The 25,552-nt window shown below is 38.1% G+C and carries 20 protein-coding genes; 4 read left to right on the forward strand and 16 right to left on the reverse strand.

The window, feature by feature from the left end; translation table 11 throughout:
- Positions 1-216 precede the first annotated feature (216 nt).
- The gene (locus ED2_RS07625) at positions 217-741 is read left to right on the forward strand and encodes a thioredoxin domain-containing protein (RefSeq protein WP_016176489.1); all 525 of its coding nucleotides are present in this window, start codon (positions 217-219) and stop codon (positions 739-741) included.
- Between the two features lie 283 nt (positions 742-1,024).
- On the opposite strand, the gene ED2_RS16040 is transcribed toward ED2_RS07625, so the two are convergent.
- From ED2_RS16040 to uvrB, 9 genes are all read right to left on the reverse strand, one after another.
- Positions 1,025-1,183: a hypothetical protein gene (locus ED2_RS16040; protein WP_232103813.1), complete on the reverse strand. Its 159-nt coding sequence runs from the start codon at positions 1,181-1,183 to the stop codon at positions 1,025-1,027.
- A gap of 96 nt (positions 1,184-1,279) precedes the next feature.
- Entirely contained in the window at positions 1,280-2,686 is a 1,407-nt protein-coding gene (locus ED2_RS07630) for a hypothetical protein (protein WP_255209472.1), read from the reverse strand.
- Between the two features lie 250 nt (positions 2,687-2,936).
- Positions 2,937-3,872 carry a DNA-binding protein WhiA gene (gene whiA / locus ED2_RS07635; RefSeq protein ID WP_005880027.1) on the reverse strand — a complete coding sequence of 312 codons (936 nt, stop codon included), beginning with the start codon at positions 3,870-3,872 and terminating at the stop codon, positions 2,937-2,939.
- 42 nt (positions 3,873-3,914) lie between these two features.
- Positions 3,915-4,913, reverse strand: a complete 999-nt coding sequence (locus ED2_RS07640; protein ID WP_005880029.1) for a gluconeogenesis factor YvcK family protein — start codon at positions 4,911-4,913, stop codon at positions 3,915-3,917.
- Positions 4,910-5,794, reverse strand: a complete 885-nt coding sequence (gene rapZ, locus ED2_RS07645; protein ID WP_016176487.1) for an RNase adapter RapZ — start codon at positions 5,792-5,794, stop codon at positions 4,910-4,912. The genes ED2_RS07640 and rapZ overlap by 4 nt, the downstream gene beginning before the upstream one ends.
- A gap of 272 nt (positions 5,795-6,066) precedes the next feature.
- Entirely contained in the window at positions 6,067-6,789 is a 723-nt protein-coding gene (locus ED2_RS07650; protein WP_005880033.1) for an amino acid racemase, read from the reverse strand.
- Between the two features lie 3 nt (positions 6,790-6,792).
- Entirely contained in the window at positions 6,793-8,055 is a 1,263-nt protein-coding gene (locus tag ED2_RS07655) for a D-aspartate ligase (RefSeq protein ID WP_005880035.1), read from the reverse strand.
- Positions 8,056-8,329: 274 nt separating this feature from the next.
- Entirely contained in the window at positions 8,330-11,146 is a 2,817-nt protein-coding gene (gene uvrA, locus ED2_RS07660) for an excinuclease ABC subunit UvrA (RefSeq protein WP_060789740.1), read from the reverse strand.
- 9 nt (positions 11,147-11,155) lie between these two features.
- Positions 11,156-13,150, reverse strand: coding sequence for an excinuclease ABC subunit UvrB (gene uvrB, locus ED2_RS07665; RefSeq protein WP_016176485.1), 1,995 nt, complete (start codon positions 13,148-13,150; stop codon positions 11,156-11,158).
- 293 nt (positions 13,151-13,443) lie between these two features.
- On the opposite strand from uvrB, the gene ED2_RS07670 reads away from it, so the two are divergent.
- Entirely contained in the window at positions 13,444-14,940 is a 1,497-nt protein-coding gene (locus tag ED2_RS07670; protein ID WP_005880041.1) for an amino acid ABC transporter substrate-binding protein/permease, read from the forward strand.
- Between the two features lies 1 nt (position 14,941).
- Positions 14,942-15,679, forward strand: a complete 738-nt coding sequence (locus ED2_RS07675) for an amino acid ABC transporter ATP-binding protein (RefSeq protein WP_016176484.1) — start codon at positions 14,942-14,944, stop codon at positions 15,677-15,679.
- A gap of 257 nt (positions 15,680-15,936) precedes the next feature.
- Here the strand turns inward: ED2_RS07675 and dnaJ are convergent, their stop codons facing one another.
- The 6 genes from dnaJ to ED2_RS07705 form a co-directional block, all read right to left on the reverse strand.
- A complete protein-coding gene (gene dnaJ / locus ED2_RS07680; protein WP_005880045.1) occupies positions 15,937-17,106 on the reverse strand; it encodes a molecular chaperone DnaJ in 1,170 nt (389 codons plus the stop codon).
- 347 nt (positions 17,107-17,453) lie between these two features.
- Complete coding sequence (gene dnaK, locus ED2_RS07685) at positions 17,454-19,286, reverse strand: molecular chaperone DnaK (RefSeq protein ID WP_016176483.1); 1,833 nt, start codon at positions 19,284-19,286, stop codon at positions 17,454-17,456.
- 51 nt (positions 19,287-19,337) lie between these two features.
- Entirely contained in the window at positions 19,338-19,901 is a 564-nt protein-coding gene (grpE, locus tag ED2_RS07690) for a nucleotide exchange factor GrpE (protein WP_005880049.1), read from the reverse strand.
- A gap of 87 nt (positions 19,902-19,988) precedes the next feature.
- Positions 19,989-21,032: a heat-inducible transcriptional repressor HrcA gene (gene hrcA / locus ED2_RS07695; protein WP_016176482.1), complete on the reverse strand. Its 1,044-nt coding sequence runs from the start codon at positions 21,030-21,032 to the stop codon at positions 19,989-19,991.
- A gap of 248 nt (positions 21,033-21,280) precedes the next feature.
- On the reverse strand, positions 21,281-22,453 hold the full coding sequence (gene hemW / locus ED2_RS07700; RefSeq protein WP_060789741.1) for a radical SAM family heme chaperone HemW: 1,173 nt from the start codon (positions 22,451-22,453) through the stop codon (positions 21,281-21,283).
- Positions 22,454-22,783: 330 nt separating this feature from the next.
- Positions 22,784-24,166 (reverse strand): tyrosine-type recombinase/integrase, encoded by a 1,383-nt coding sequence (locus tag ED2_RS07705; protein ID WP_016176480.1) that lies wholly within the window; start codon positions 24,164-24,166, stop codon positions 22,784-22,786.
- 251 nt (positions 24,167-24,417) lie between these two features.
- Between ED2_RS07705 and ED2_RS07710 the strand changes: the two genes are divergently transcribed.
- The gene (locus ED2_RS07710; protein WP_255209473.1) at positions 24,418-24,549 is read left to right on the forward strand and encodes a hypothetical protein; all 132 of its coding nucleotides are present in this window, start codon (positions 24,418-24,420) and stop codon (positions 24,547-24,549) included.
- Positions 24,550-24,725: 176 nt separating this feature from the next.
- On the opposite strand, the gene ED2_RS07715 is transcribed toward ED2_RS07710, so the two are convergent.
- Positions 24,726-25,274, reverse strand: a complete 549-nt coding sequence (locus ED2_RS07715; protein WP_025481321.1) for an EF0163 family protein — start codon at positions 25,272-25,274, stop codon at positions 24,726-24,728.
- Positions 25,275-25,552 lie beyond the last annotated feature (278 nt).

Here is a 25,552-nt window from a genome sequence, read left to right on the forward strand (position 1 = left end):
AACGTAAAAAAATCAGAAAACCTACTTAATTTGCAAAACTGCTCACGAACTTTCCTTAGATTGAATATAAGACAAATCTAAAAATCAGTTTTGCTACAGAATCTAATTCTGAATAAAGGCGCCCAAAAGCCAGTTTTTTCGGTAATTTCAAAAAAGAACAAAATACTATTATTTCTTCAAAAAAATGATTACAATAAATGAAAGAGGTGTTGAGAAATGGATATATCTGTGATTAAAGCTGAAAAAACAACTACAGCAAACGGTATCATGTATGGTGAAGATCAAGCACCAAAAAAAATGATCGAATTTATCAATCTAGCTTGTCCATATTGCCGTCAATGGTTCAATGACTCGTTTGACTTGCTTGAAGAAGCAGTTGAAGCGGGGAAAATCCAGCGTGTCATCAAACTTTTTGACAAAGAAAAAGAAAGTTTGCAACGGGGAAACGTCATGCACCATCACGTGACTGCTACTGATGGAAAAAAAGCATTGACTGAAATCAAAAAGATTTTCGATACGCAAGATGAATGGAAACATTTAGGCTTATCTGAAGTTGCAGATTATGCAAAAAATCAGTTAGGTTTGACGGAACAAAAAGATTTTGATGCATCACAGGCAATCATCAAAGAGGCGTCCGAGGCAAATATCCGCTTTGTGCCTACGGTCATTTTAGGTGAAGCCATTTTTGACGAGTCGATCACCCATGAAAAATTAACAGACTTGATTGAAGCTTCGATTTAATGCCCATAAAAAATAGTTGCTCGAAAATTCAGGATATTTCTGATTTTCAGATCAACTATTTTTTCTTCTTTTAAATGGAGGCTGGGACAAAAGTAAGAAAACACTGTTGTCTCATTCTTTAAAAACGAATAAACGGTGGGAGCAGAAGCAACTCCTTCTTAAATAAGCTGAAATTCACAAAAATTTGAACAGCAATTTTCGTGAATTTCTTCTTATTTCTTGGAATTAAACACTTCTGTCTCAGCCTCTAAGTATAAATAGCAATTCTTCTTGTAACAAAAAATTATTTTTCTATGCTAAAGGAATGGTTTCTTGAAGTGGAAGCTTCTCTTGCGTCTTTCGTTTCATGTAAACTTTTATGAATGGCTCCCCATTTCAACTTATTTAGAGGCTCTTTTTTAACTGTCTGCTTTTTATCCCACTGTTCTCTTTTCTCTTTCACTTCCTGTGCTCTGCTTGCCATCCGACAAATGGTTATTTTACTCACATTAAAACGAGCAGCAGTTAGCTCTAAGCTTTTCGATGTATCTAAATAATTTCAAATTGCTTTTTGTTTTTCTTCAGGATACCATTCTTTTTTAAAGACCACATTTCTTTCACGGCTCACTCTTACACTTATTTGACGGACTGTATTTTTTGGAATTCCTGTGAGGTCTACAACTTCTTTAATCTTATGCCCCCTATTAAATAACTGTACCGCTCTTTTTTTCTGAGCGATTGTTGCTGAGTTGTTTGTTAATCGTTTAATATTAGGGTACCTTGCTAACGATGTATGTCCTATAATGTATATGATCGATTTTAACGGCAGATTGAATTTTTTTCTTAATTCTTCTCTTGTTATCCCGTTGTTTAAATCTGTAAGAATGGCCTCTTTTCTAATTTTTAGTATAGTTCTATGATTAATCGAAAATTGCTTTGCTATGGTGTTGATTTCTATTTTATTTTGACACAACTGAATGATCCCATTTTTTGTTTTTTCATCCACCTCAAAGTATTTTAGATTCTTTACTATTGAAGGTGCTTGCCGCTTACTCACGATCTTTGTCGCTATTGCTTTTTTCTCTATGATGTGCTGACTGGTATTTATTTTTTTCTGAAGATGTACATATGTTTTACCTTCTAGAACTTTTTGTGCGATATACTGATTTCTGACTTTTTTGACCTTCTCACAATCAATGAATAATTCCGCTCCAATAACTTCAATTGTTTTTCCTTTTGCAAGCTTCGTAAGGATTGCCAAATTCTGAATCTTCGTGACAGTAGTCGTACTAAGATTTAATTGCTTCGCTACTTTTTTATGTGAGGGACATTTTTTTAAGGCCGTTCGAACCTGTCGATGTTGCTCATTTAATTCCTTTAGATAAGTTGGCTCAAACATTTTTTGCTCATGAACTGTCAATGGCTGTTCTTCACCGATTTTTTTGACCAAATGTTCAATTTGGATCGTCCAAATCTCTTCTAGACTCAATCTGAAGTCAAAGGCAACTTCTTCAAGCGTTCGTCCCGTGGAAATCTGCATGAGCATAGCTGTATGCCAAATCTCCTTTACCACTTTTTGTGCCATACCGAACTTCTTCCCCAACGATCGAAGAGACTCTCCTTCTTCAATTTTATTTACTAAATATGTATTGCGATACTGGATAATCTCTTCTAGGCCAATAGGTATTTTTTCTGAAAGAATAACTGGTGATACTCCTTGTTGTAATTGTTGTATCGTATAATCGTTTAGGATCTTGACGATTTCTGTCGGAAATTTATTTAAACTCTCGGCAATCATTTCCATCGTTTTTTTTGCTTTCAATTGCTCACAGATGTGGTCAATTAATAGTTGTTTGGTTTTTTCACTTGACATTAGATGCATTTTTCTTGAAATTACATTGATACTTGTTCCTTGTGCGATTTGGTCAATTACTTGTTGCTTGATCCTTTCATCATCTTTTTTCACTTTTTTCTTACCAGATTCTGTTTTTTCATCCATTGTCTGCCCCACCTTCTTCATCTCCTAAAAAATGATTCTATGTACTAAGTTTACTAAAGATTCTCCAAAAAAAAGAGGCCGGGCATTCGATTGTCCTGACTCTCTAAAAAATTGTATAAGAAAAATTCAAAAAAAGTTTTATTTTCGATATCCACACACAGATGAAAATAGGTCAATTTCGAGTTTATTTGTCGTAAAAAAAGGCAAAGTCTGATGATCAACTTGCTTCTTCTTTCAATTTTTCCGCAAATTCATTGATTTTGCGAATCCGATGGTTGATTCCCGATTTAGAGATTGCTCCTGACGGGATCATTTCTCCTAGTTCTTTCAAACTAACTTCTGGATGTTGTAATCTTAATTCGGCTATTTCTTGCAATTTTTCTGGTAATGCATGTAACCCCACTCTAGCTTCGATCAACTCAATGTTTTCAATTTGTTTTGACGCTGCATCAATTGTTTTATTAAGGTTGGCAGTTTCACAATTTACAAGCCGATTGACAGAGTTTCTCATATCCCGAACGATACGTACATCTTCAAATCGCAACATCGAATTCGTTGCACCAATCAACGTCAAAAAGTCTGCGATTTTTTCTGCACCTTTTAAATAGGAAATATAGCCGTTACGTCTTTCCAATGTCCGAGCATGGAGACCATAGTAATTCAGCATATCGCAAATATCCTGATTGTGTTGTTCATAAATTGAAAAGATTTCTAAATGATAACGACTAGTTTCTGGATTATTGACAGAGCCAGAAGCCATAAATGCACCACGTAAATAGGACCGCATCTTTTGAGAATTCCCCATGATTTCATCCGAGACATGCCCATTGAACATCATGCCATCCATAATATCTAAATCCATCAATACGTTTTTTGTACCTTGCTTCAATCGCACGATATATACATTATTCTTTTTTAATTTCATTTTTTTCCGAACAAGTAATTCACTTCGAACATTATAATGATCTTTCAAAAGAGAATAGATACGCCTAGCGATTGCCGCATTTTCTGTCTGGACGTTCAAAATAAATTGTTGGTTCACGATGCCTAAAGAACCATTCATCCTTAGCAAGGCTGCTAATTCTGCTTTCGCATGTTCTCTGTGAACCTCTAACCCAGTCAGTTCTTTTTTCACATCTGCCGCAAAAGACATTCTATTCCCTCCTTTCTCTTTTCACTCATTTGTCTTAAAAATTTACAGTTTTGATCCAAATACTAAGCGGAAAAGTTCTTCCACTACTTTTTCACCATCATGGAATACGCCGCCATTTTTCAATTCTAAGAAATCCGTAGAAACGACACGGCACCCTTCATTTCTAAGTCCATTAAAATCATGTGCAACTTGCACGAGATATTCATCATAGATTTCCGGGTCCATATATCCTTCAGGAACCCTTTCCGTATTTACCAAGACTGTGTCGATAAACGGTTGCTTCAAATGCTCATGAAGCACACGGATATGATCCGCATCGCTAAAGTGTTCGGTTTCTCCTTTTTGGGTCATGATGTTACAGATATAAACGACTTCAGCCTCCGTCTGCACGATTGCCTCACCAATTTCAGGGATGACTAGATTTGGCAGAATGCTCGTGAATAAACTACCTGGACCTAAGACAACCATATCTGCTTCCATGATCGCGGAAACTACTTTTCGAGCGGCCTTTGCTTCTTTATCATCTGTTGTATTTCTTACATAAACATGATCGATCGTTTTCCGATCGATGGCGATCTTTGATTCCCCGATTGCCGTTGTTCCATCTTTGAAAACAGCATGTAATGTCAGTGGTGTTTCAGAAGAAGGATAAATGTGACCATCAACGTGCATCATTCTAGCTAATAGTTGAATTGCCTCATATGTACTTCCTCTCATTTCAGCCACTGCTGCAATAATCAGGTTTCCAATTGTATGGTTTGCTAAAAACTGATCTTCTTTTTTAAAACGATACTGAAAAATATCCTCATAAAATTGGGGCATATCAGATAGAGAAACCAAAACATTTCTCAAATCGCCTGGCGGAGCCATTGCAATTGATTCTCTGATTTCACCACTACTCCCGCCATCATCCGCCACAGTTACAATTGCGGTAATATCCGCACCTTGATTGCGCAAACTTTTCAATATGACAGGTAATCCCGTTCCACCGCCAACAACAACGATTTTAGGCTTGCGGATGCGATATGTCTTCATTTTCACGACCGATTCACCGTCTCTTTACGCTTATCCTTATCACGATGAGTTACATTCACTTTGTACGTTTGACCTAGTGCTTTTGCTAGACGTTCAGTCAAGGCCACTGATCGATGCTGACCACCAGTACATCCGATTGCAACAGTAAGACTGCTTTTTCCTTCTTTAATGTATCCTGGCAATACAGTCTCTAGCAGATCCAAGAATTTACTATAGAATGACTGTGTTTCATCAAATGACATCACATAGTCATAGACAGGTTTGTCTTTTCCTGTTAACGGTCTTAACTCTGGGATATAATGTGGGTTTGGCAAGAAACGAACATCCATAACGATGTCTGAATCGATTGGCAACCCATATTTGAAGCCAAAAGAAACAAATTCGATGCGAAATCCTTGATCTCCCTTCGATTTGAAAGAATGATTGATTTTTTCACGAAGTTGGCGAGGAGTCAGCGTCGTCGTGTCAATGACTAACGATGCTTGTGTCTTCAAATCATTTAATATTGCACGCTCTTTGCGGATACCTTCTGTCACTAAACCATCCATAGCCATAGGGTGGGTCCTTCTTGTTTCTTTATAGCGGGCAACTAGTTCCTCATCTGAAGCATCTAAAAATAAAATCGATGTATCGATAAAATTAGTATTTTCAATTTCAACTAACATGTTTTGGATTTCTTCAAAAAACGAGCGCGAACGCAAATCGACGCCCAGTGCCATTTTTGTCACTTTTCCCGATTCTTTGATCAATTCCCAAAATTTCGGTATCAGTCTTGGTGGCATGTTATCGATACAAAAATACCCCATATCTTCAAAACTTTGGATTGCTACCGTCTTACCTGCTCCACTCATTCCCGTAATAATCACTAATTGTAAATTATCAGCCATCGTGTAACGGCCTCCTCTCGTACATTATCTTTAAAATTATATCACTCCGGGCGTATCATTTCCACTTAAATCCATTTTTTATTAAAAATGAACCAATCCCTGAAGCAATTATTATGAATTTTTGAATCTCCCTATAGTAATACAAAGACTATTTTTCTCAAAAAATAAGCCAGATCATTCGAAAATAAGATTGAGTATTTTCGAAATCATCTAGCTTATCCTTTTGAATAATCATACGTATGCTATTCCATCTACCTGTCTTTTGTAGTAGATCAAACAGATTCAGGTAACTTTTTTCGATTTTCTAATGCAAGTTCAATCGTCCGATCTGCAATCAATGATTGCGCATCAATCACAGGATAAGGATTGTTTGATGCGAATTCTTGCATTAAAGATAACTCTGTGCAGCCTAAAATAACTTTTTCACAGTTCAAACGTCCCACTGCTTCGTCTAAAATCTCAAAGTATAAGTCTTTATTCAACCGATCAGACTCTTTGATTTCATGATAAATCAAATAATTGATTTTTTCTTGAAGCAATTGATCAGGAATCACGACTTCAAAACCTAAATTTCTTACTTCAGATTCATAAATACCAGCCTTCATACTGCCTTCAGTTCCTAAAATAGCTACTTTTCCAGATGTCTGTTGCCGAACAAGTTCATTGGCAGCTTCTCTTGGCATATGCAAGATTGGGATCGGTGTCGCGGCTTGCAATTCATCAAAAAAGTAATGTGCCGTATTGCATGTTAAAACAATAAAATTTGGTTCTAACAAATTTTGCTTTTTGATATCATCTAGCAAATAAGGCATTGGATCTTCCTTTTTATCGTCTAAGATGAACGCTGTACGATCGGGCACTGTTGCATGATTGAACAGAACATAGTTCAAATAGTCCTGATCTTTTGTCGCCTTTATTCGATGATTGATCAAGCGGATAAAGCTCTCAGTTGCCATCGTACCCATTCCACCTAAAATACTGAAAAAGTTTTCCATGAATTAGCCTTCTTTCACATGAAAGTATTTTTTGAATCGAGGAATGTAGTTTCTGAACATATATTTCATCAACAACCAACGTTTAAAAGATCGATCTTTCTCATAAAAAACAGTTGTTCCATAACGATTTTCTTTAATCATTTGTGTGGCGATCTTTTTGTCTTCGTTTTCTTTCGCATACTCTAAAAAGATTTTTTTAGGTACACCCATCCACAATTTTGCTTTGTCAGATTGATTCGTACCATACGTTGTTTCGGTAAAAGGTTCTCCGAATACGCGGTCTTCTGTTACAAATTTTGCTAGATTCAAACCATTTAAAGTAACAAAGAAACTACTTCTTCCTTGACGAAGATTGATTTCAAACAATTTGTATTCTCCATCTCTTGAATCATATTTCATATCAAAATTCGCAAAACCTGTATACTTGATTTCTTCTAAGAAACGTTTGATCGTTTGATAGATTTTTTCATTGTAATCAGGCATGATCACCACATAGTTTCCAATAGAAGCTGGTGTAGGATCTTCCAATAACGGATGACCTAAACACATCATACGTACTTGGTGATTTTCGTCTACATATGCATTCAAAACACGCATGTTGCTATCATCGCCAGGAATGAAATCTTGTACGATCATTTCACTCGTATAACCTGCTTCATAGATCCGTCCTAAAATCAAATCAAACTCTTCACGATCGTTGATAATAAATGCTTTTTTACGGCCTTCAAAACGAACCGATAAATATTCTACACTGTTTGCAGGTTTTAATGCGACAGGAAATTCAAATGGAATTTCTTGTTCTAACCGGCCACTTGCTAACATCTCTTTTCTTACGATTAATGTTTTTGGGTAAGGTAGTTTATACTCCTCACATACTTCATAAAAACTTACTTTGTTGATCAAACGTTCAAATAACGAGTAATCAATGTAAGGACAGATAAAGTATTCTGAAAGTTCTTCTTTGTGTTGAGAAATCAATTCAGCATATCCATCTCCACAAGCAATCAAAAGATATTTCTTGGTATCATCTGAATACTTTTCTTTTGCCAATCGCACGATTGTTTCGATAAACACTGGATCTTTGTCAAATCCTGGAATCACCTCTACATTGACGATCTTGCTGTACCGAGTGGGTGCCAATTGATTTGAGGCATACGCCTGACAAACTTTTCCATACGCTTCATGGAAGGAACGTGCCATGCCATAAACATTCATATCGCTGCCTAATAAAATAGGGATAAATTCTTCTTTTTCAATACTCTTCATTTTTATCTCTCACTTACTCATAATCTCTAGTTTTCTTTTCTAACTACACAAGGAATATCATACCATAAAGAAAAAAGCAATCAAAGGAAACTCCTCCGATTGCTCAATTCTTTTTTGAACGGATTGAACTTATAGGAAGTTTTTATCTATACTAATCAGTGTAGAAAGAACTACCATGTAACGTATTCTAGAATATAGCCGTTAATAACACAAGAGTTAATCCGCTCTTTTAATTCTTTTTTAACTATCATATAACATTTCTATTTTTAGTTCTTTAATCCATTACTTTTTTTAGGTAGCGACCTGTATAACTTTCTTTGACTTTGATCAATTCCTCAGGCGTGCCAGTAGCTAAAATCGTGCCACCGCCTTCTCCACCTTCAGGTCCTAGATCAATGATGTGATCTGCTGTTTTGATGACGTCGAGATTGTGTTCGATGACAAGCACTGTATTCCCCGCATCAACTAAACGTTGCAGTACATCAAGTAACCGTGCAATATCATCTGTGTGCAGTCCTGTTGTAGGTTCATCTAAGATATAAAAGTTTTTACCATTAGAAATCTTGTGCAACTCACTTGCTAACTTCATCCGTTGTGCTTCCCCACCGGATAGCGTTGTCGCAGGTTGCCCCATCGTCACGTAACCTAAGCCAACATCTACGATAGTTTGTAGTTTACGACGTATCTTAGGAATTGGTTCGAAAAATTCTACAGCATCTTCTACTGTCATCTCTAAGATATCTGCAATGCTTTTCCCTTTATAATGGACTTCCAGTGTTTCAGAGTTGTATCGTTTTCCATGACATACCTCACAAGGGACATATACATCTGGTAAGAAATGCATTTCGATCTTGATGATCCCATCTCCACGACAAGCCTCACAACGTCCACCTTTGACGTTGAAACTAAAACGCCCTTTTTTGTATCCGCGCATTTTTGCTTCATTGGTTTTAGCAAATAGATCTCTGATATCATCGAAGACACTTGTATACGTTGCTGGATTACTTCGTGGCGTTCTACCAATGGGACTTTGGTCGATATCGATGATTTTTTTAATGCTATCATATCCTGTGATCGTCTTGAACTTCCCAGGTTTTGCAGAGTTACGATTGATTTTTTGTGCAAGTGCTCGTTTCAAGATACTGTTCACTAACGTACTTTTTCCTGAACCAGATACTCCTGTAACGGCCACAAATTCGCCTAAAGGAAATTCAACTGAAACATTTTTCAAATTATTTTCCGTTGCCCCAGTGATTTTTATCGCTTTGCCATTTCCTTTACGTCGCGTTTTCGGAACCGAGATTCGTTTTTTACCTGATAGATATTGTCCTGTTAATGAATGTTCATCCGCAGCCACTTCTGCTGGCGTACCAGCCGCTACGATCTCGCCACCTTGATGCCCTGCACCAGGCCCTACATCAATCAGATAATCAGCAGCGCGCATCGTATCTTCATCATGTTCGACTACCACCAATGTATTTCCCAAATCACGCATTTTTTTCAAAGAACCGATCAAACGATCATTGTCCCGTTGATGGAGACCAATCGATGGTTCATCTAAGATATATAACACACCGGAAAGATTTGACCCGATTTGAGTAGCTAGACGAATACGTTGTGCTTCGCCTCCTGATAACGTACCAGAAGCACGGCTCAACGTTAAATAATCCAAGCCAACATTTTCTAGAAATGACAAACGGTCATTGACTTCTTTCAATATTGGGCGAGCAATGATCTTTTCCTGTTCTGACAGTGTCAAAGTAGAAAAGAAGTTCACTGCTTTTTGAATAGACAATTCATTTGTTTGACCAATATTCGTTCCATTGATCTGTACAGACAAAGCCTGCGGATTCAAGCGATATCCTTTACATGTTTGACAGGTAAGTTCTGTCATATACTGTCTCATTTGTTCTCTTGTAAAATCACTATTCGTGTCATGGTATCTTCTTTTGATGTTTTTCAAAACACCTTCAAAGGTCGTTTCAACATCTCGTACACCGCCAAAATCGTTTTCGTAATGGAAATGAAAAATCTCATCTGTCCCATTCAAAATGATTTCTTGATGCTCTGTTGGCAACTCTTCGAATGGCGTATCCATATCAATGCCATAACTCTCACACGCTTGCGCCAACATTTGCGGATAATATTGTGAACTGATTGGGTTCCAAGGGATAATCGCTCCTTGGCTTAGTGTTTTCGTCCGATCCGGGATCACAAGATCTTGGTCCACTTCCAGTTTGACTCCTAAACCATCACAGTCAGGACATGCTCCAAATGGTGCATTGAAAGAAAACAATCTTGGTTCCAATTCTCCCACCGTAAATCCGCAATAAGGACACGAATAATGCTCGCTGAACAGCATTTCATCTTCACCAATCACATCAACTAGAACATACCCATCTGCTAAACGTAATGCTGCTTCGATCGAGTCAAATAATCTTGAGCGAATGCCCTCTTTGATGACGATCCGATCGATAACGATAGCAATATCGTGTTTTTTATTTTTTTCAAGTTCTGGTACTTCGCTTAGATCATAAATCTCACCATCTACACGCACCCGAACGTACCCTTCTTTTTGGATACGTTCAAACACTTTTTTATGTTGTCCTTTTTTCTTCACGATGATCGGCGCCAAAACCTGGATCTTTGTTCGTTCTGGCAATTCCAATACTTGATCCGCCATTTGGTCAACTGATTGACTCGTGATTTCGATATGATCATTCGGACAGATTGGATGACCGACACGAGCAAAAAGTAGGCGCAGATAGTCATTGATTTCTGTCACTGTTCCTACAGTTGATCGTGGATTTTTACTTGTCGTTTTTTGATCGATCGAAATTGCTGGACTCAGACCATCGATACTGTCGACATCTGGTTTATCCATCTGACCTAAAAACTGCCGTGCATAAGCAGAAAGACTTTCAACATACCTTCTTTGTCCTTCTGCATATAGTGTGTCGAAAGCTAGAGAACTTTTCCCTGAACCAGATAGTCCAGTTACCACCACGAACTTGTCTCTAGGGATCGTTACGTTCACATTTTTTAAGTTGTGTGCTCTTGCACCATGAATAATAATTTTATCGTTAGCCATGTCATCCTCCTACTCTGAAGCTTTTAATTCAAGAATCATATCCCGTACATTGGCGGCGGTCTCGAAATCTAAAGCTTTGGCAGCATCTTTCATTTCTTTTTCTAATTTCATTAATAATGTAGCTTTTTCCTCTCGGGACATTTCTTCGTAGGATACTTGGACTGTTTCTTTCGCATCACTTTCAGATTCTTTCGTGATGGAAATCAAATCACGAATTTCTTTGATGATCGTCTTAGGTACGATACCATGTTCTTTGTTGTAAGCCTCTTGGACCGTACGACGTCGTGCAGTTTCATCCATCGCTAACCGCATAGAGTCAGTTACTCTGTCTGCGTACATGATTACTTTACCTTCTGAGTTTCTTGCAGCACGCCCAATAGTTTGGACCAATGATCGCTCACTACGTAAGAATCCTTCTTTATCCGCATCCAAAATAGCCACTAGAGACACTTCAGGCACATCAAGTCCTTCACGAAGTAAATTGATTCCGACTAAAACATCAAATTCTCCTAGACGCAAGTCTCGGATAATCTCCGTTCGTTCAAGTGTTTTGATATCACTGTGAAGATATTTGACTTTGATTCCTAATTCTTTGAAATAATCCGTTAGATCCTCTGACATTTTTTTCGTTAACGTTGTCACAAAGACCCGCTGATCTTTTTCAACTTGTTCATTGATTTCTCCGACAAGATCATCGATTTGTCCCATGATCGGCCGTACTTCAATGATTGGGTCAAGCAATCCAGTTGGGCGAATAATCTGTTGAATCACCGTATCAGTCTGTTCATACTCATATGGTCCTGGTGTAGCAGAAACATAAACGATCTGATTTACATGTTTTTCAAACTCTTCTAGTCGTAAAGGTCGATTGTCCAGCGCAGATGGTAAACGGAACCCATAATCTACCAGCATTTGTTTTCTGGCACGGTCGCCATTATACATTCCTCGGATTTGTGGCATCGTAACATGTGATTCATCCACTACGATCAACGAATCTTCCGGGAAAAAGTCAAGTAGCGTATAAGGCGGTTCTCCTTCTTTACGTCCGTCCATATGTCGCGAATAATTCTCGATCCCTGAGGTATATCCCATCTCCAACATCATTTCAATATCGTAATTTGTTCGCTGTTCCAACCGCTGTGCTTCAAGCAGCTTGTTTTCATTACGCAGAACGGCTAGTCGTTGCTCAAGTTCAGCTTTTATATTCGCCACTGCATGTTCCATATGTTCATCATTCGTTACAAAGTGAGTGGCTGGGAAGATAGCTACATGTTCCGTCTCGCCAAGTACTTCTCCTGTTAAGGCATTGACTTCTCTGATCCTCTCAACTTCATCACCAAAAAATTCTACTCGCAACGCCCGCTCATCACGTGAAGCTGGGAAAATTTCCACGACGTCACCGCGCACTCGAAAACGACCGCGCTGAAAATCAATATCATTTCGTTCAAATTGTATGCCTACCAAACTTCGAATCAATTGATTACGATCTAGTTCTGCGCCTTGTCTGATCGATACCACTTGTTTTTGGTATTCAAAGGGTGACCCCAATCCAAAAATACAAGAAACGGAGGCAATCACGATCACGTCGTTTCTTTCTAATAAAGAACTCGTCGCTGAATGTCGTAATTTATCGATCTCGTCGTTTACACTTGAATCTTTTTCAATATACGTATCGCTTGATGGCACATAAGCTTCTGGTTGATAATAATCATAATAAGAAACAAAGTATTCCACCGCATTATTCGGAAAGAACTCCTTAAACTCTCCATACAATTGACCAGCTAATGTCTTGTTATGGGCAATGATCAAGGTTGGCTTATTTACTTTCTCGATCAAATTCGAAATCGTATAAGTTTTCCCTGTTCCTGTTGCGCCTAATAGTATCTGTGCTTTTTTACCCTTTATCACGCCATCAACTAACTGAGTGATTGCTTCTGGCTGATCACCAGCTGGCTGATATTTCGACACTAGTTCAAAGTGGCGGGAGGTATCTCTTTCTATCATTTTTCATCCTCCTTTTCATTCTCTCCCTTTCATTTTACGACCCGCAAAAAGAAAAGGAAAGCAAAGGCATTCCCTGTTTAGAAATTATACCACACCGAACATACTTTCGCCACCGAAATGCGTCACGAAAGAATGTCAGCTTTTTTTATCACAAATGTCATATTTTATAACATGAGATGTTAGTAAAAGAGATTTTTTTCATTTTTTTATGCACAAAATCTTGTCTAGTTTATCTATTTTCGCCTATAATATAAAAACATGAAATAGTTATTGAAAAAATTAGGAGGTTGATTATGAAAAAAAGGCATTTGCTTTACTCAATTATTTTCATAATGACAGGACTTGTTACATTTGCCACTGGCTACAGTGTACAAGCTGACAATACAAAAACAACGGAATCAAGCACAAGCGAGACGATGCAAAAAATAGAGCCTAAAAAAGACACTTACGTCATTGCAAGTGATTCGGCTTTTGCACCATTCGAATTTCAGAACGCTGATGGTGAATATGAAGGAATTGACGTCAAACTCATGGAAGCTATCTCAAAACTCCAAGACATCAATATCCGCATGGATTATCGCGGTTTCGCTGCTGCTCTACAAGCTCTAGACTCCGGCCAAGCCGACGGTATGATTTCAGGAATGACCGTAACAGATGAACGAAAACAAAGTTATGATTTTTCTGATCCTTATTTCAACAGCGGTATCCAAATCGCTGTCAAAAAGGGCGATACTTCAATCAAATCATATAAAGACCTAAAAAATAAAACTGTTGGCGCCAAGGTAGGAACTGAAAGTGCGGACTTTTTAGATGCTAATCAGAGTAAATATGGCTACAAAATCAAATATTTCGATGCGGCCGATCAATTGTATGACGGCTTGAAAGTTGGCGCCATCGACGCTATGATGGATGACTATCCAGTAATCGGTTATGCCATCAAACAAGGACAAGCACTTGAAACACCAATCAAAAGAGAATCAGGCGGTGTTTATGCATTTGCTGTCAAAAAAGGCCAAAACCAAGAACTTCTTCAAATGTTCAACGAAGGTTTAAAAGAATTAAAACGAACTGGCGAATACGATAAAATCATCAATAAATACATTTCAGATGACAGCAGTTCAGAAAAAACAAAAGCAAACGAATCAACAATCGTTGGTTTGATCCAAAATAATTACAAATCCTTACTTAAAGGTTTATGGAAAACGATTCTTTTAACGCTGATCTCATTTGCTTTAGCACTGATCGTGGGAATCATTTTCGGCTTATTCAGTGTAGCACCGATCCGTGCATTACGCACGCTTGCTACCATCTATGTCGATATTATCCGTGGTATCCCAATGATGGTACTAGCATTTTTCATTTTCTTTGGACTACCAGGTATTCTTGGATTTACCATCCCTGATTTTATTGCCGGGATTATCACATTGACCTTGAATGCTAGCGCGTATATCGCTGAGATTGTCCGCGGTGGGATCAAAGCTGTACCAGTAGGTCAAATGGAAGCATCTCGCAGTCTAGGTTTGCCATACAACCGTACAATGCAAAAAATCATTTTGCCACAAGCAATCAAGATCATGTTACCATCATTCGTCAACCAATTTGTTATCTCATTAAAAGATACAACCATTATTTCAGCAATTGGCGTTGTCGAATTATTGCAAACTGGTAAAATCATCGTTGCCCGTACGACGCAAAGTACGTATGTGTACTTGATCATCGCAATCATGTATTTGATCTTGATCACTGCCCTGACTAAATTAGCAAAAGTTTTAGAAAAGAAGGTGAAATAACATGGCAGAAAAAATCTTGGTAGAACATCTTGTAAAAAAATACGGTGACAATACTGTTTTGAACGACATCAACGTTTCAATCAATGAAGGCGATGTTGTTTGTATCATCGGCCCTTCTGGTTCAGGAAAAAGTACTTTTCTTCGTTGTTTGAATCGTCTAGAAGAACCTTCAGATGGCGATATCATCATTGACGGCGCACATTTGATGGATAAAAATACAGACATCAATCTTGTAAGACAGCATATTGGAATGGTATTCCAACATTTCAACCTGTTTCCTCACCTTTCAGTTTTAGAAAATATCATTTTAGCTCCAATGGATCTTAAAAAAGAAACAAGAGAAGCCGCAGAGAAAAAAGCAATCAAATTACTTCAAACTGTCGGTCTCGAAGATAAGAAAGATATGTATCCAGAAATGCTTTCCGGCGGACAAAAACAACGTGTCGCTATCGCACGCGCATTGGCGATGAATCCTGACATCATGTTATTCGATGAACCAACTTCTGCTCTTGATCCAGAAATGGTTGGCGATGTATTGAATGTTATGAAAAAGTTAGCCAAACAAGGAATGACCATGGTCATCGTTACCCATGAAATGGGCTTTGCTAAAGAAGTCGCTAACCGCGTCATGTTCATCGATGATGGAAACTTTCTAGAAGATGGCACACCACAACAAATCTTTGAAAATCCACAAAATGAACGAACAAAAGATTTCTTAGATAAAGTATTGAACATCTGATCTCGTCAGATATTGAAATGAACACCATTCATAAAGAACTATAGGTACACAAAAAAACGGATCGAGGCTGGGCAAAAGTAAGAAACACTTCTGTCTCAGCCTCGATTCGCTTTTTCATGTGCAAATACAAAATATCAGCAATATCCCATTCAGTATAAAAAGACCGAGTAAACAACAGCAATGCGATCCAACAGTTGTTACTCGGTCTTCATTTTTTAATTTGACTAAAACAATCGCCTTCAAGCTATCAAAAACGACTATTTACGCTTTTTTCCACCAAACGCATCCTTTACCTTATCAAAGAAGCCATCTTCTTGTTGTTCTTCAACCTTCATCCCACCTGCTTCAGCAAATGCACGCAAGGCTTCACGTTGTTGCTCATTAAGATTCTTAGGCGTGATCAGTTTCACTTTGACATGTTGGTCACCCGTAGCCCCACCACGAAGCTTAGGCGCACCCTTACCACGTAGACGGAAGTTTGTCCCAGTTTGAGTTCCCGCAGGAATTTTCAATTTCACATCCCCATGGACAGTCGGCACTTGTACTTCGTCACCTAACGCAGCTTGAACAAAACTCAAAGGTAATTCATAATAGATTTCTGAACCATCACGATCAAAGATATCACTTTCTTCTACACGGAAAATAACATAAAGATCACCGAAAGGCCCACCATTTTCACCAGCCTCACCTTGGCCAGCTAAACGCATTTGTTGCCCTTCTTCTACACCAGCTGGTACATTTACCTTCACTGAATGAGCTTTCTTTTCATGACCAGAACCATGACAAGTTGGACAAGGATCTTTGATTTCTTTCCCAGTACCATGACAGACATCACATGTTTGACGACTCATCACTCGTCCAAGTGGTGTCTGACGTTCTACATTGATCGTACCTGCTCCATGACATTTGTGACAAGTCGTTGGTTGTGTTCCTGGTTTTGCACCATTCCCATTACACGTGTGACAGACTTCTTCACGGTTGTATTTGATTTCTTTTTCAACACCAAAAATCGCTTCTTCAAAAGAAAGGTCTACAGTATATTGTAAATCCGCTCCTTGACGAGGGGCATTAGGATCAACCGTTCGGCCGCCTCCTCCAAAGAATGAATCAAAGATGTCTTCAAATCCACCAAAGCCACCGCCAGAGAATCCACCGAATCCGCCGCCAAAGCCACCACCGGCTCCGCCAGCTCCATAATTAGGATCGGTACCAGCATGACCATATTGATCATAGGCAGCACGCTTTTGCGGGTCACTTAAAATCTCATAAGCTTCTGATACTTCTTTGAATTTTTCTTCTGCATCAGGTTCTTTATTGATATCTGGATGGTATTTCTTTGATAGCTTACGATAAGCTTTTTTGATTTCGTCTTCAGAAGCTCCTTTTGCGAGCCCTAAGACTTCATAATAATCACGTTTTGTTGCCATAGGCTTTCCTCCTATTGGTTCTCATCATTTCCACGTCGCTTGTTATCATATCATATTTTTACTAAAACAAAAACTGCAACTTTGAAGTATTTTCAAAAGAAAAAGCCAAAGTAGCAACTTTGGCTTTAAACATGCTCAGTCTTAAAGAAACAGAGCCATAAAACCATTATCGGCTGACTATTTCAAACTTTTATGGCTCTATCGTTTTCTTAGCGACCTCTGCTTACTAAAGTGTCCAAAGGCCTTCCTCTAATGAAGACAAGCTTGAACACGCGAAGAAATCTCAGCTCTATTCAAGACTTGTCTTCCATATAAATAGCCTATTTACAAACAACTCGACGAGTCAATTATTTTTTGTCGTCACCATCGACTTCTTCAAAGTCAGCATCAACGACGTCGTCAGCTCCACCTTGCGCTGCTTCTGGATTTTCTTGTGCTTGTTGTTGTGCAGCTTGTTCGTAAAGTTTTACAGTAAGGTTTTGTACGATTTCATTCAACGCGTCACGTTTTGTTTTCATTTCTTCGATATTGTTTGCTTCTACAGCTGCTTTTAATTCATCACGAGCTGCTTCTGCTTTTTTCACTTCTTCTTCGTCAACTTTACCTTCTAATTCTTTCAATGTTTTGTCAACAGAGAATAGTAATGCATCTACATCGTTACGAAGATCTACTTCTTCTTTACGAGCTTTATCTGCTTCTGCATTTGATTCAGCATCTTTGACCATACGTTCAATTTCTTCATCTGTTAAACCTGAAGAAGATTTAATTGTAATTTTTTGTTCTTTTTGTGTACCTAAATCTTTAGCTGACACGTTAACGATCCCGTTTTTGTCGATATCAAAAGTTACTTCGATTTGAGGGATTCCACGTGGTGCAGCAGGAATATCTGTCAATTGGAATCTACCCAATGTTTTATTGTCAGCAGCCATCGGACGTTCCCCTTGTAATACATGGATATCTACTGCTGGTTGATTATCTGCAGCTGTTGAGAATACTTGTGATTTACTTGTAGGGATCGTTGTATTACGATCGATCAATTTTGTAAATACGCCACCCATTGTTTCGATACCTAATGATAATGGAGTAACATCAAGTAAAACAACATCTTTCACATCACCAGTGATAACTCCACCTTGGATTGCAGCACCCATAGCAACTACTTCATCTGGGTTCACTGATTTATTTGGTTCTTTACCTGTTTCTTTGCGAACTGCTTCTACAACAGCAGGAATACGTGTTGAACCACCGACTAAGATCACTTCATCGATTTCTGATTGTGACAAACCAGCATCTTTCAACGCTTGACGTACTGGAACTTTTGTACGTTTAACTAAATCAGCTGTTAATTCATCAAATTTTGCACGAGTCAATGTCATTTCTAAGTGTAAAGGTCCAGCTTCTCCGGCAGTAATAAATGGCAAGCTGATTTGTGTGCTAGAAACACCTGATAAATCTTTTTTCGCTTTTTCTGCAGCATCTTTCAAACGTTGCAACGCCATTTTATCTTGTGCTAAGTCAATACCATTTTCTTTCTTGAATTCTGCAACCATGTAGTCGATGATCTTGTTATCGAAGTCATCCCCACCTAAATGGTTGTCCCCAGCAGTTGACAATACATCAAATACGCCATCTCCTAATTCAAGGATAGATACGTCAAATGTACCACCACCAAGGTCAAATACTAAGATTTTTTCGTCGCGGTCTGTTTTGTCTAAACCATAAGCAAGTGCTGCAGCTGTTGGTTCGTTAACGATACGTTCCACTTCTAACCCAGCGATTTTCCCAGCATCTTTTGTTGCTTGACGTTGCGCATCATTGAAGTAAGCAGGAACTGTAATAACAGCTTTTTCAACTTTTTCGCCTAAGTAATCTTCAGCAAACCCTTTGATATATTGAAGGATCATTGCAGAGATTTCTTGAGGTGTATAAGATTTACCTTCAGCTTCTACTTTGAAGCCAGCTTCACCGATATGGCGTTTGATTGATGAAATCGTATTTGGGTTTGTAACTGCTTGACGTTTTGCTACTTCACCTACTTGGATTTCACCATTTTTAAATGATACAACAGAAGGAGTTGTACGATTACCTTCTGGATTTGCGATGATTTTTGCTTCGTTTCCTTCTAATACAGCAACAGCAGAGTTTGTTGTACCTAAGTCAATTCCGATAATTTTACTCATAATTAACGTCTCCTTATCTTTACTAAACTTTTTTTATTCAATCATGACTTTTTACTGCGCAACGATGACCATTGTCGGTCTCAACACGCGGTCATGTAATTTGTAGCCTTCTTGAAGCACTTCTACGATCGTATCCGCAGGAACATCTTCCGATGCAGGTACTGTTTGTACCGCTTGATGGAGATTTGGATCGAATGCTTCACCCTTTGCAGGGATTTTTTCAATACCTTCTTCTCTAAGTGCATGTCTCAAACTTTCCAAAACCATTTCCACACCTTTTTTCAGGCTGGCACCTTGGTCATCGGAAACTTCCGTTGATAATGCACGTTCTAAGTTATCGATAGAAGGTAATAATTTTTTTGCTAAATCTTGCGAACGATATTTTTGCAACTGTTCACGTTCGTTCTTCCCACGATTTGCCATATTCGCGATTTCTGCACGAGCACGCAAATATTTATCTTCCATTTCTTCAAGTTCAGCTTTCAAATTCTCAATTTCAAATTCTTCGGCTTCAATTTCAGAAACACCGGAATCTTCGACAGCTTCCATATCGATTTCCGGGTCGGGATGAGTATCCGTAACTTCTTGATCTAATTCTTCTTGGTTTTCTTTCACGATACAGTCTTCCTTTCATTATTCAGTCAGCTGTTTGATTGATTCAACCTTACTTGGAGAATTCAATCCTTACAATCCGTTTTAACACTAAGAACCTGATAAATCAAGCGAGCGGTAATAGTCGGCAAGTTTCACCGCTAATTCCTGACGATAGACATCCACCAAACCAAACATCTTAGAATACGGCATGCTAGTTGGTCCTAACAATGCTATTGTACCTCGACCATGCCCGGCAATCTCGTAACTTGCTTGGATCATACTCATATTCTGCAAAAGATCGTTGCCTAGTTCAGTACCAATCTTGATATGGATATCACTATCCATCGGTACGATCATCTGCGTCAATTCATAGGTATCAGTCATAAAGGAAAACATCGACTTGAATTGGTCAAGATCCTGGTGTGATTCATAATCTAATAGATTCATTTGTCCACTTACATAAACTTTATCTTCTAACGCATGACCGAGTACCGTATCAAAAAGATTAGACATCCCTTCAGTTGTTTGGAAGTACTTATGCAAGATCATTGGAATTTCTGTTCGCAATTTGTGATAGACCGTCACTAGAGGATCTCCCACTAGACGATCATTGACAATGCGAACCATTTTTTCTAGGTCTTGACTTCCTAAATTCTCTGGAAGTGTAAATACTTGGCTTTCCACATTGCCTTTGTCCGTCACGACGATTGCAATAATCTGTCGGCTATTCAAAGGAATGATTCGAAATCCAGTTAATCGGCGGTCTTTGATTTCTGGCCCTAACGAGAAAGTCGTATAACTAGTCAGCTGGGATAAAATTTCAGCAGATTGCTTGATGATCTCGTTGATTTCATGAAACTCTTTGCTTAAAGACTGCCGAATCTGTTGCAAATCATCGTTTGGCACACGAGCCGGCTTTAGCAAATGGTCCACGTAATAACGATAGCCAAGTACTGAAGGTATCCTTCCTGAAGACGAGTGAGTCTTAAGCAAAAGGCCTTCATCTTCTAGTGCTTTCATATCATTGCGAATTGTTGCCGAGCTTGCCTCGACTCCTTCTTCCATTAACGTTTTGGAACCAACGGGCACGCCACTACTCGTATAGCTTTGGATGATCAGACGTAAAATCTCACTTTGTCTTTGTGTTAACATCTTCCTCACCTCTTGTTAGCACTCTTATCTTCTAAGTGCTAACCCACTTATTAATATAGCAAGAAGCCCTACCTGTGTCAAGAAAAATAGATCTATTTTTAGCACTCTCTTAAGTCGAGTGCTAAAAATAGACCTAACCAGTAAGACTATTGATCTATCAGTGTTTCATCAGCTTTTCAAACCTTTTTAAAAATACTTTTCACTTTCTTTTTTTGCTTTTTATAAAAATTTAACGTTTAAAAATGTTTTCAAATTTCATCTCCTAATAAAAAACGTTCAAATACATTGTTTCCTAAAAATATTCCTTTAGGTGTAAGATAGATTCTCTCATCAGCATTAACAAGCAGCCCCTCATTTTCCAACTCAATCAGCACAGTCGAATACAATGATTCTATTGAACATTGGTAACGCGTTTGGAAGTGTTTTTTTGAAATCCCCATTTTTTTCCGCAATCCCAAAAACATTTCTTCTTCTATCTGATTTTTCTTAGACAGTTCCTCTTTTTCTAAAACAGGCAACTCCCCTTGTCTCAATGGACGTAGATAATGTTGGATCGGTCCCTTATTTCGATAACGATTATTCCCAAGATAGCCACTAGCACCTGCACCAAAACCAAAATAGTGGTCATTGTTCCAATACATCAAATTATGCTGAGACTCATGCCCAGTCAAACCAAAATTACTGATTTCATATTGGTGACGCCCATGTTTCTCCATTGCCTCGATCGTTTCTTCAAACATCCTTGTCTCTGTTTCTTGATCTGGCAACTCCAGTCTCCCTTGTCGTACCCAGTTCATAAACATTGTTTTATTTTCTAAAATCAATGAGTACAACGAATAATGAGGTAAATCAAGCGCTAAAGCTTGCTCTAATGTCTGCCGATATCCTTCAAGTGTTTGACCTGGAAGAGCATAAATCAGATCAATACTTACATTATTAAAATTCTCCGCTTCCAAAAAGGACATCGTTTGATAAACATCTTCAGCGGTATGCTTTCGACCAATTTTTTTCAATAATTTATTATCAAAAGTCTGCACTCCCATTGACAAACGATTAACTCCATAATTTTTCATCACCTGCAGCTTCTCACGCGTAAGGTCACCAGGATTGGCTTCCACAGTAAACTCTTTCCCATCTTTAAAAGGTAAGATTTCCCGTGCGCCCGCCAACAAGCGATCCAACTGATTCGCTGACAGTGATGTTGGTGTGCCACCACCAACATATAACGTCTCTAAATCAGCCACCGGATATTTCTCCGTCATGATTCTCATTTCTTCCAAAAGCATCTCAACATATTCATCGACCGGCTGCCCCTCTAAAAAGACTTTATTAAAATCACAGTAATAACAAATATGTTCGCAAAATGGGATATGGATATACGCAGAAACCTTACGCTCTGCGGAATTTATTATTTCATTCATTAATTTTCTTTCTCCTTACGTCGAAAAGTCGTACTGATTTTCGACCTTCTTTAAACGGTGTTCAAGTACTAGCTCCTTGAAATAAGCCATAAATTTCTAAAACATGAAAAGCTGTTTGAGAAATTTCTTTCTTATTGTCATCGGAGCTACCTAGCACTCTCACGACCTCTTATCAAACGGTGCTCAAGCGATTGCTCCTGCGGAATTAAGTTCAAAAAATACAAAAATATGGAAAGCTATTTTCGATTTTTGCTCTTAATTCTTGGAGCAGATCATCGCTTTCACGACCTCTCATATACGCATACTAACTGTATTTGGTAAACAAATCCACTAAAAAATCCAAGAATCGACTTCTTGGATGACTTTTTCTTTGGTTGCATTCGTTACCTGATTATAAATTTCCAGTGTGGTTTTCATATTGGCATGGCCCACTCGATCCATGATGGCTTTGATGGGGACGTTGGCTTCTGCCAAGAGAGAAATATGCGTGTAGCGAAAAGTATGCGTAGTAACATGTTTATTAAACTCAGGATATTTTTCTCTTAAGATGTCTTTCACGCATTTCACTGGTTTTTTATTATTACCCCGTCCATTCATGAACTCATTAAACGAATGATAAACAACTGGCGTACCATTTTGTGTTTGGAAAATCGTGGTGGAGAAAAGAAAGTTCTCGGCAGCCTTCACCTTTTTTTGATAAGCAATTTGGTTCTTTCTTTGATATGTCTTTATAAAAGTTCCTTTTTCTCGTTGTTTCATCTCTTTTTGTCTCGCTTCTTTTATTTGAATTCGATTTCGAATAATCGCAAGCGAACGATCATCCAGATCGATTTCTCGAATGGAGGAAATTGTTTTTGGTGGATTTCGTATGTATTGATCAATTGTTCTACCAGCAGCCACAACACCTTCATCAATCAATAATTTTTTTGCAGAAAAATGAACCTTCTCCACCGTTAGCGCACTTAATTCACCTATTCTTAACCCATTTCGAATCAAAAATTCTGCCATGTCTAGGTAAAGCTTTCCCATCTTATTATTTCCATTATTTGTCTCATGCTTTTCGTTGATTGCCTGGAAAAGTATACTGATTTCTTCTTTCTCTAGAAACTTCTTTTTCCTACGGTGGACCGCTGGAATTTTTCGATCGTTTGGGATTTTCAAGACAATCTTATTCAAATCAAATAGAACTAAATCGTGCCGATAGCCATAAGCTAGAATTTGTTTGAGCAAGGAACGGATTTTTTCTAATGTCGCTTTTTCTAGAAATTTTTTTGTTTGTTTCGAGCGAATCGCCAGGATATCTGCCCAAGCACCTTCTACAAATAAGGGAGTTAACTGCTTCAGTCGCAGATCATCCGTAAAATACGGACATAGGTACCGTGCAAGAATCTCTTTTTGGTAGTGGACAGTCGTTTGACGAACAGTTGGTGACCAAGCTTTTAGCCAAAGAAGTGTCAATTCGCGAAACGTTTCACAATGGTTCGCATCAGAAAACATCGAATCCTTTTTGAACTCATTTTCAATCTGTTCCTTTAGATAGCGTAATGCTTGTTTTTCACTTTTAAACCCTTTTGCTTTCCAATTGACACTTTTCTTTCTCGTCTTTCCTTTGATTGGATCATAGTAAGCCTGAAACGTACGTAAATAACTTTTTTTATCAATGGTTGTATAGGAACTTCGCAAATACTGTTTCAACTCTGACGACCGCAGCAACTCCCCCCTCCTTTCATATAAAAAAAGCGCATAAGTGAAAGGTCTCCCTATCGCTTATGCGCTTTTCAATTTAAATATCATTCATTTTAAAAACTTTATCTATGCCTTTTTTACATAAATAATATATTCATGCTACTTGTTTATTGCTATAATAATAAACAGTAGAAAGTTTGTGGCGGTTGGCAAATCCAACTGAGAGGACGTGGTGCCTATGAGCTTACGGCTTGTTGGTCAGACTCTGCAGAAAGGAAATGCCTGATTTGTTCTCTATGGATCAAATCATAGCCATTATTGGATCAGTTGCAGTGATTGTTACTGCAGTCGCAAAAGCAAGTGATTCAGTTTTGGCATGGTTAAAATTCAAAAAAGAGCAAAAAAAATAGAGCCGTCTCAACTTTTGGCAGAGTAGACAGGCTCTAAACTTGTTAAAAAATGCCATCCGCTTTGAACGGACTACATTTAGGAACTGTTCGCGCAGTTCCTTTTGTTTTATTATAGTATCATGATAACATAATTTTTGTGTATTATCTATTGAAAATTATTACTTACATCTTCTAACTTAATACTCTTGCTTCAATGTGTTATAAGTCATTTCTGCTATTTTTCCATTTTCTACTCTTGCTAACAATAAAACTCGAATCGGTGAACCATTCTGAATACAATCAAGCAATACCGCATATTCATCTTGAGCATTTTGATAAATGGAAGTAATTTTGCCTTCACTACCTAAAGCATTTCCTGTTTCGATATCGATCCCATTCATTTGAATACATTCTTCTGTCATGAGGTCTTTTAATTTCTCATTACGATGGTTGAGATTTCTAAAGTTAGCATAGGCTTCGCCATATTCTTGTACTAATTTAGTATGATCTTCTTTTTCTTTTGACTCTTCTATTAGATTCTTATCTGTTTGTTTTTCTTTTGGTGTTGTTGATTCAGTTGGAACTGTTTTTCCTGCTTCTTTATCTATTTGACTAGAATCAACGGCTTCCATGAGTTGCACTTCTGCTGTAATGGTTGTGTCTTGTTTTGTTTCTTCCTGGACACAACCACTCAAAAGACTGCCACCACAAAGAAAGCTAGCAAAAAGAAGGATCTTTTTCTTCATTGATCTACCCGCTTTCGCTGGTCGGTTGGTACCCGAACCATTTCTTTTGCATAGACAATCTGTGAAATCTAATTGATCAAAGTTACTAGCCACTACATTTGCCCGAATCACGCCTATTGCTGAAGTGCCAATAAGTAAACAGATTCCCGTCAAAACAACTTTGTTTGCTTTTTTCTGAGAGAGTTTTTTTACTTGCGGACGTTTCTCTTTTTTCTCTTTTTTCTTGATCTTTTTAAAATCTATAGTTCCTCCTAGCGATTTTCTACGTTTTATTCATT

The organism is Enterococcus durans NBRC 100479 = LMG 10746 (genome assembly GCF_001544215.1).
Classification (GTDB): domain Bacteria; phylum Bacillota; class Bacilli; order Lactobacillales; family Enterococcaceae; genus Enterococcus_B; species Enterococcus_B durans.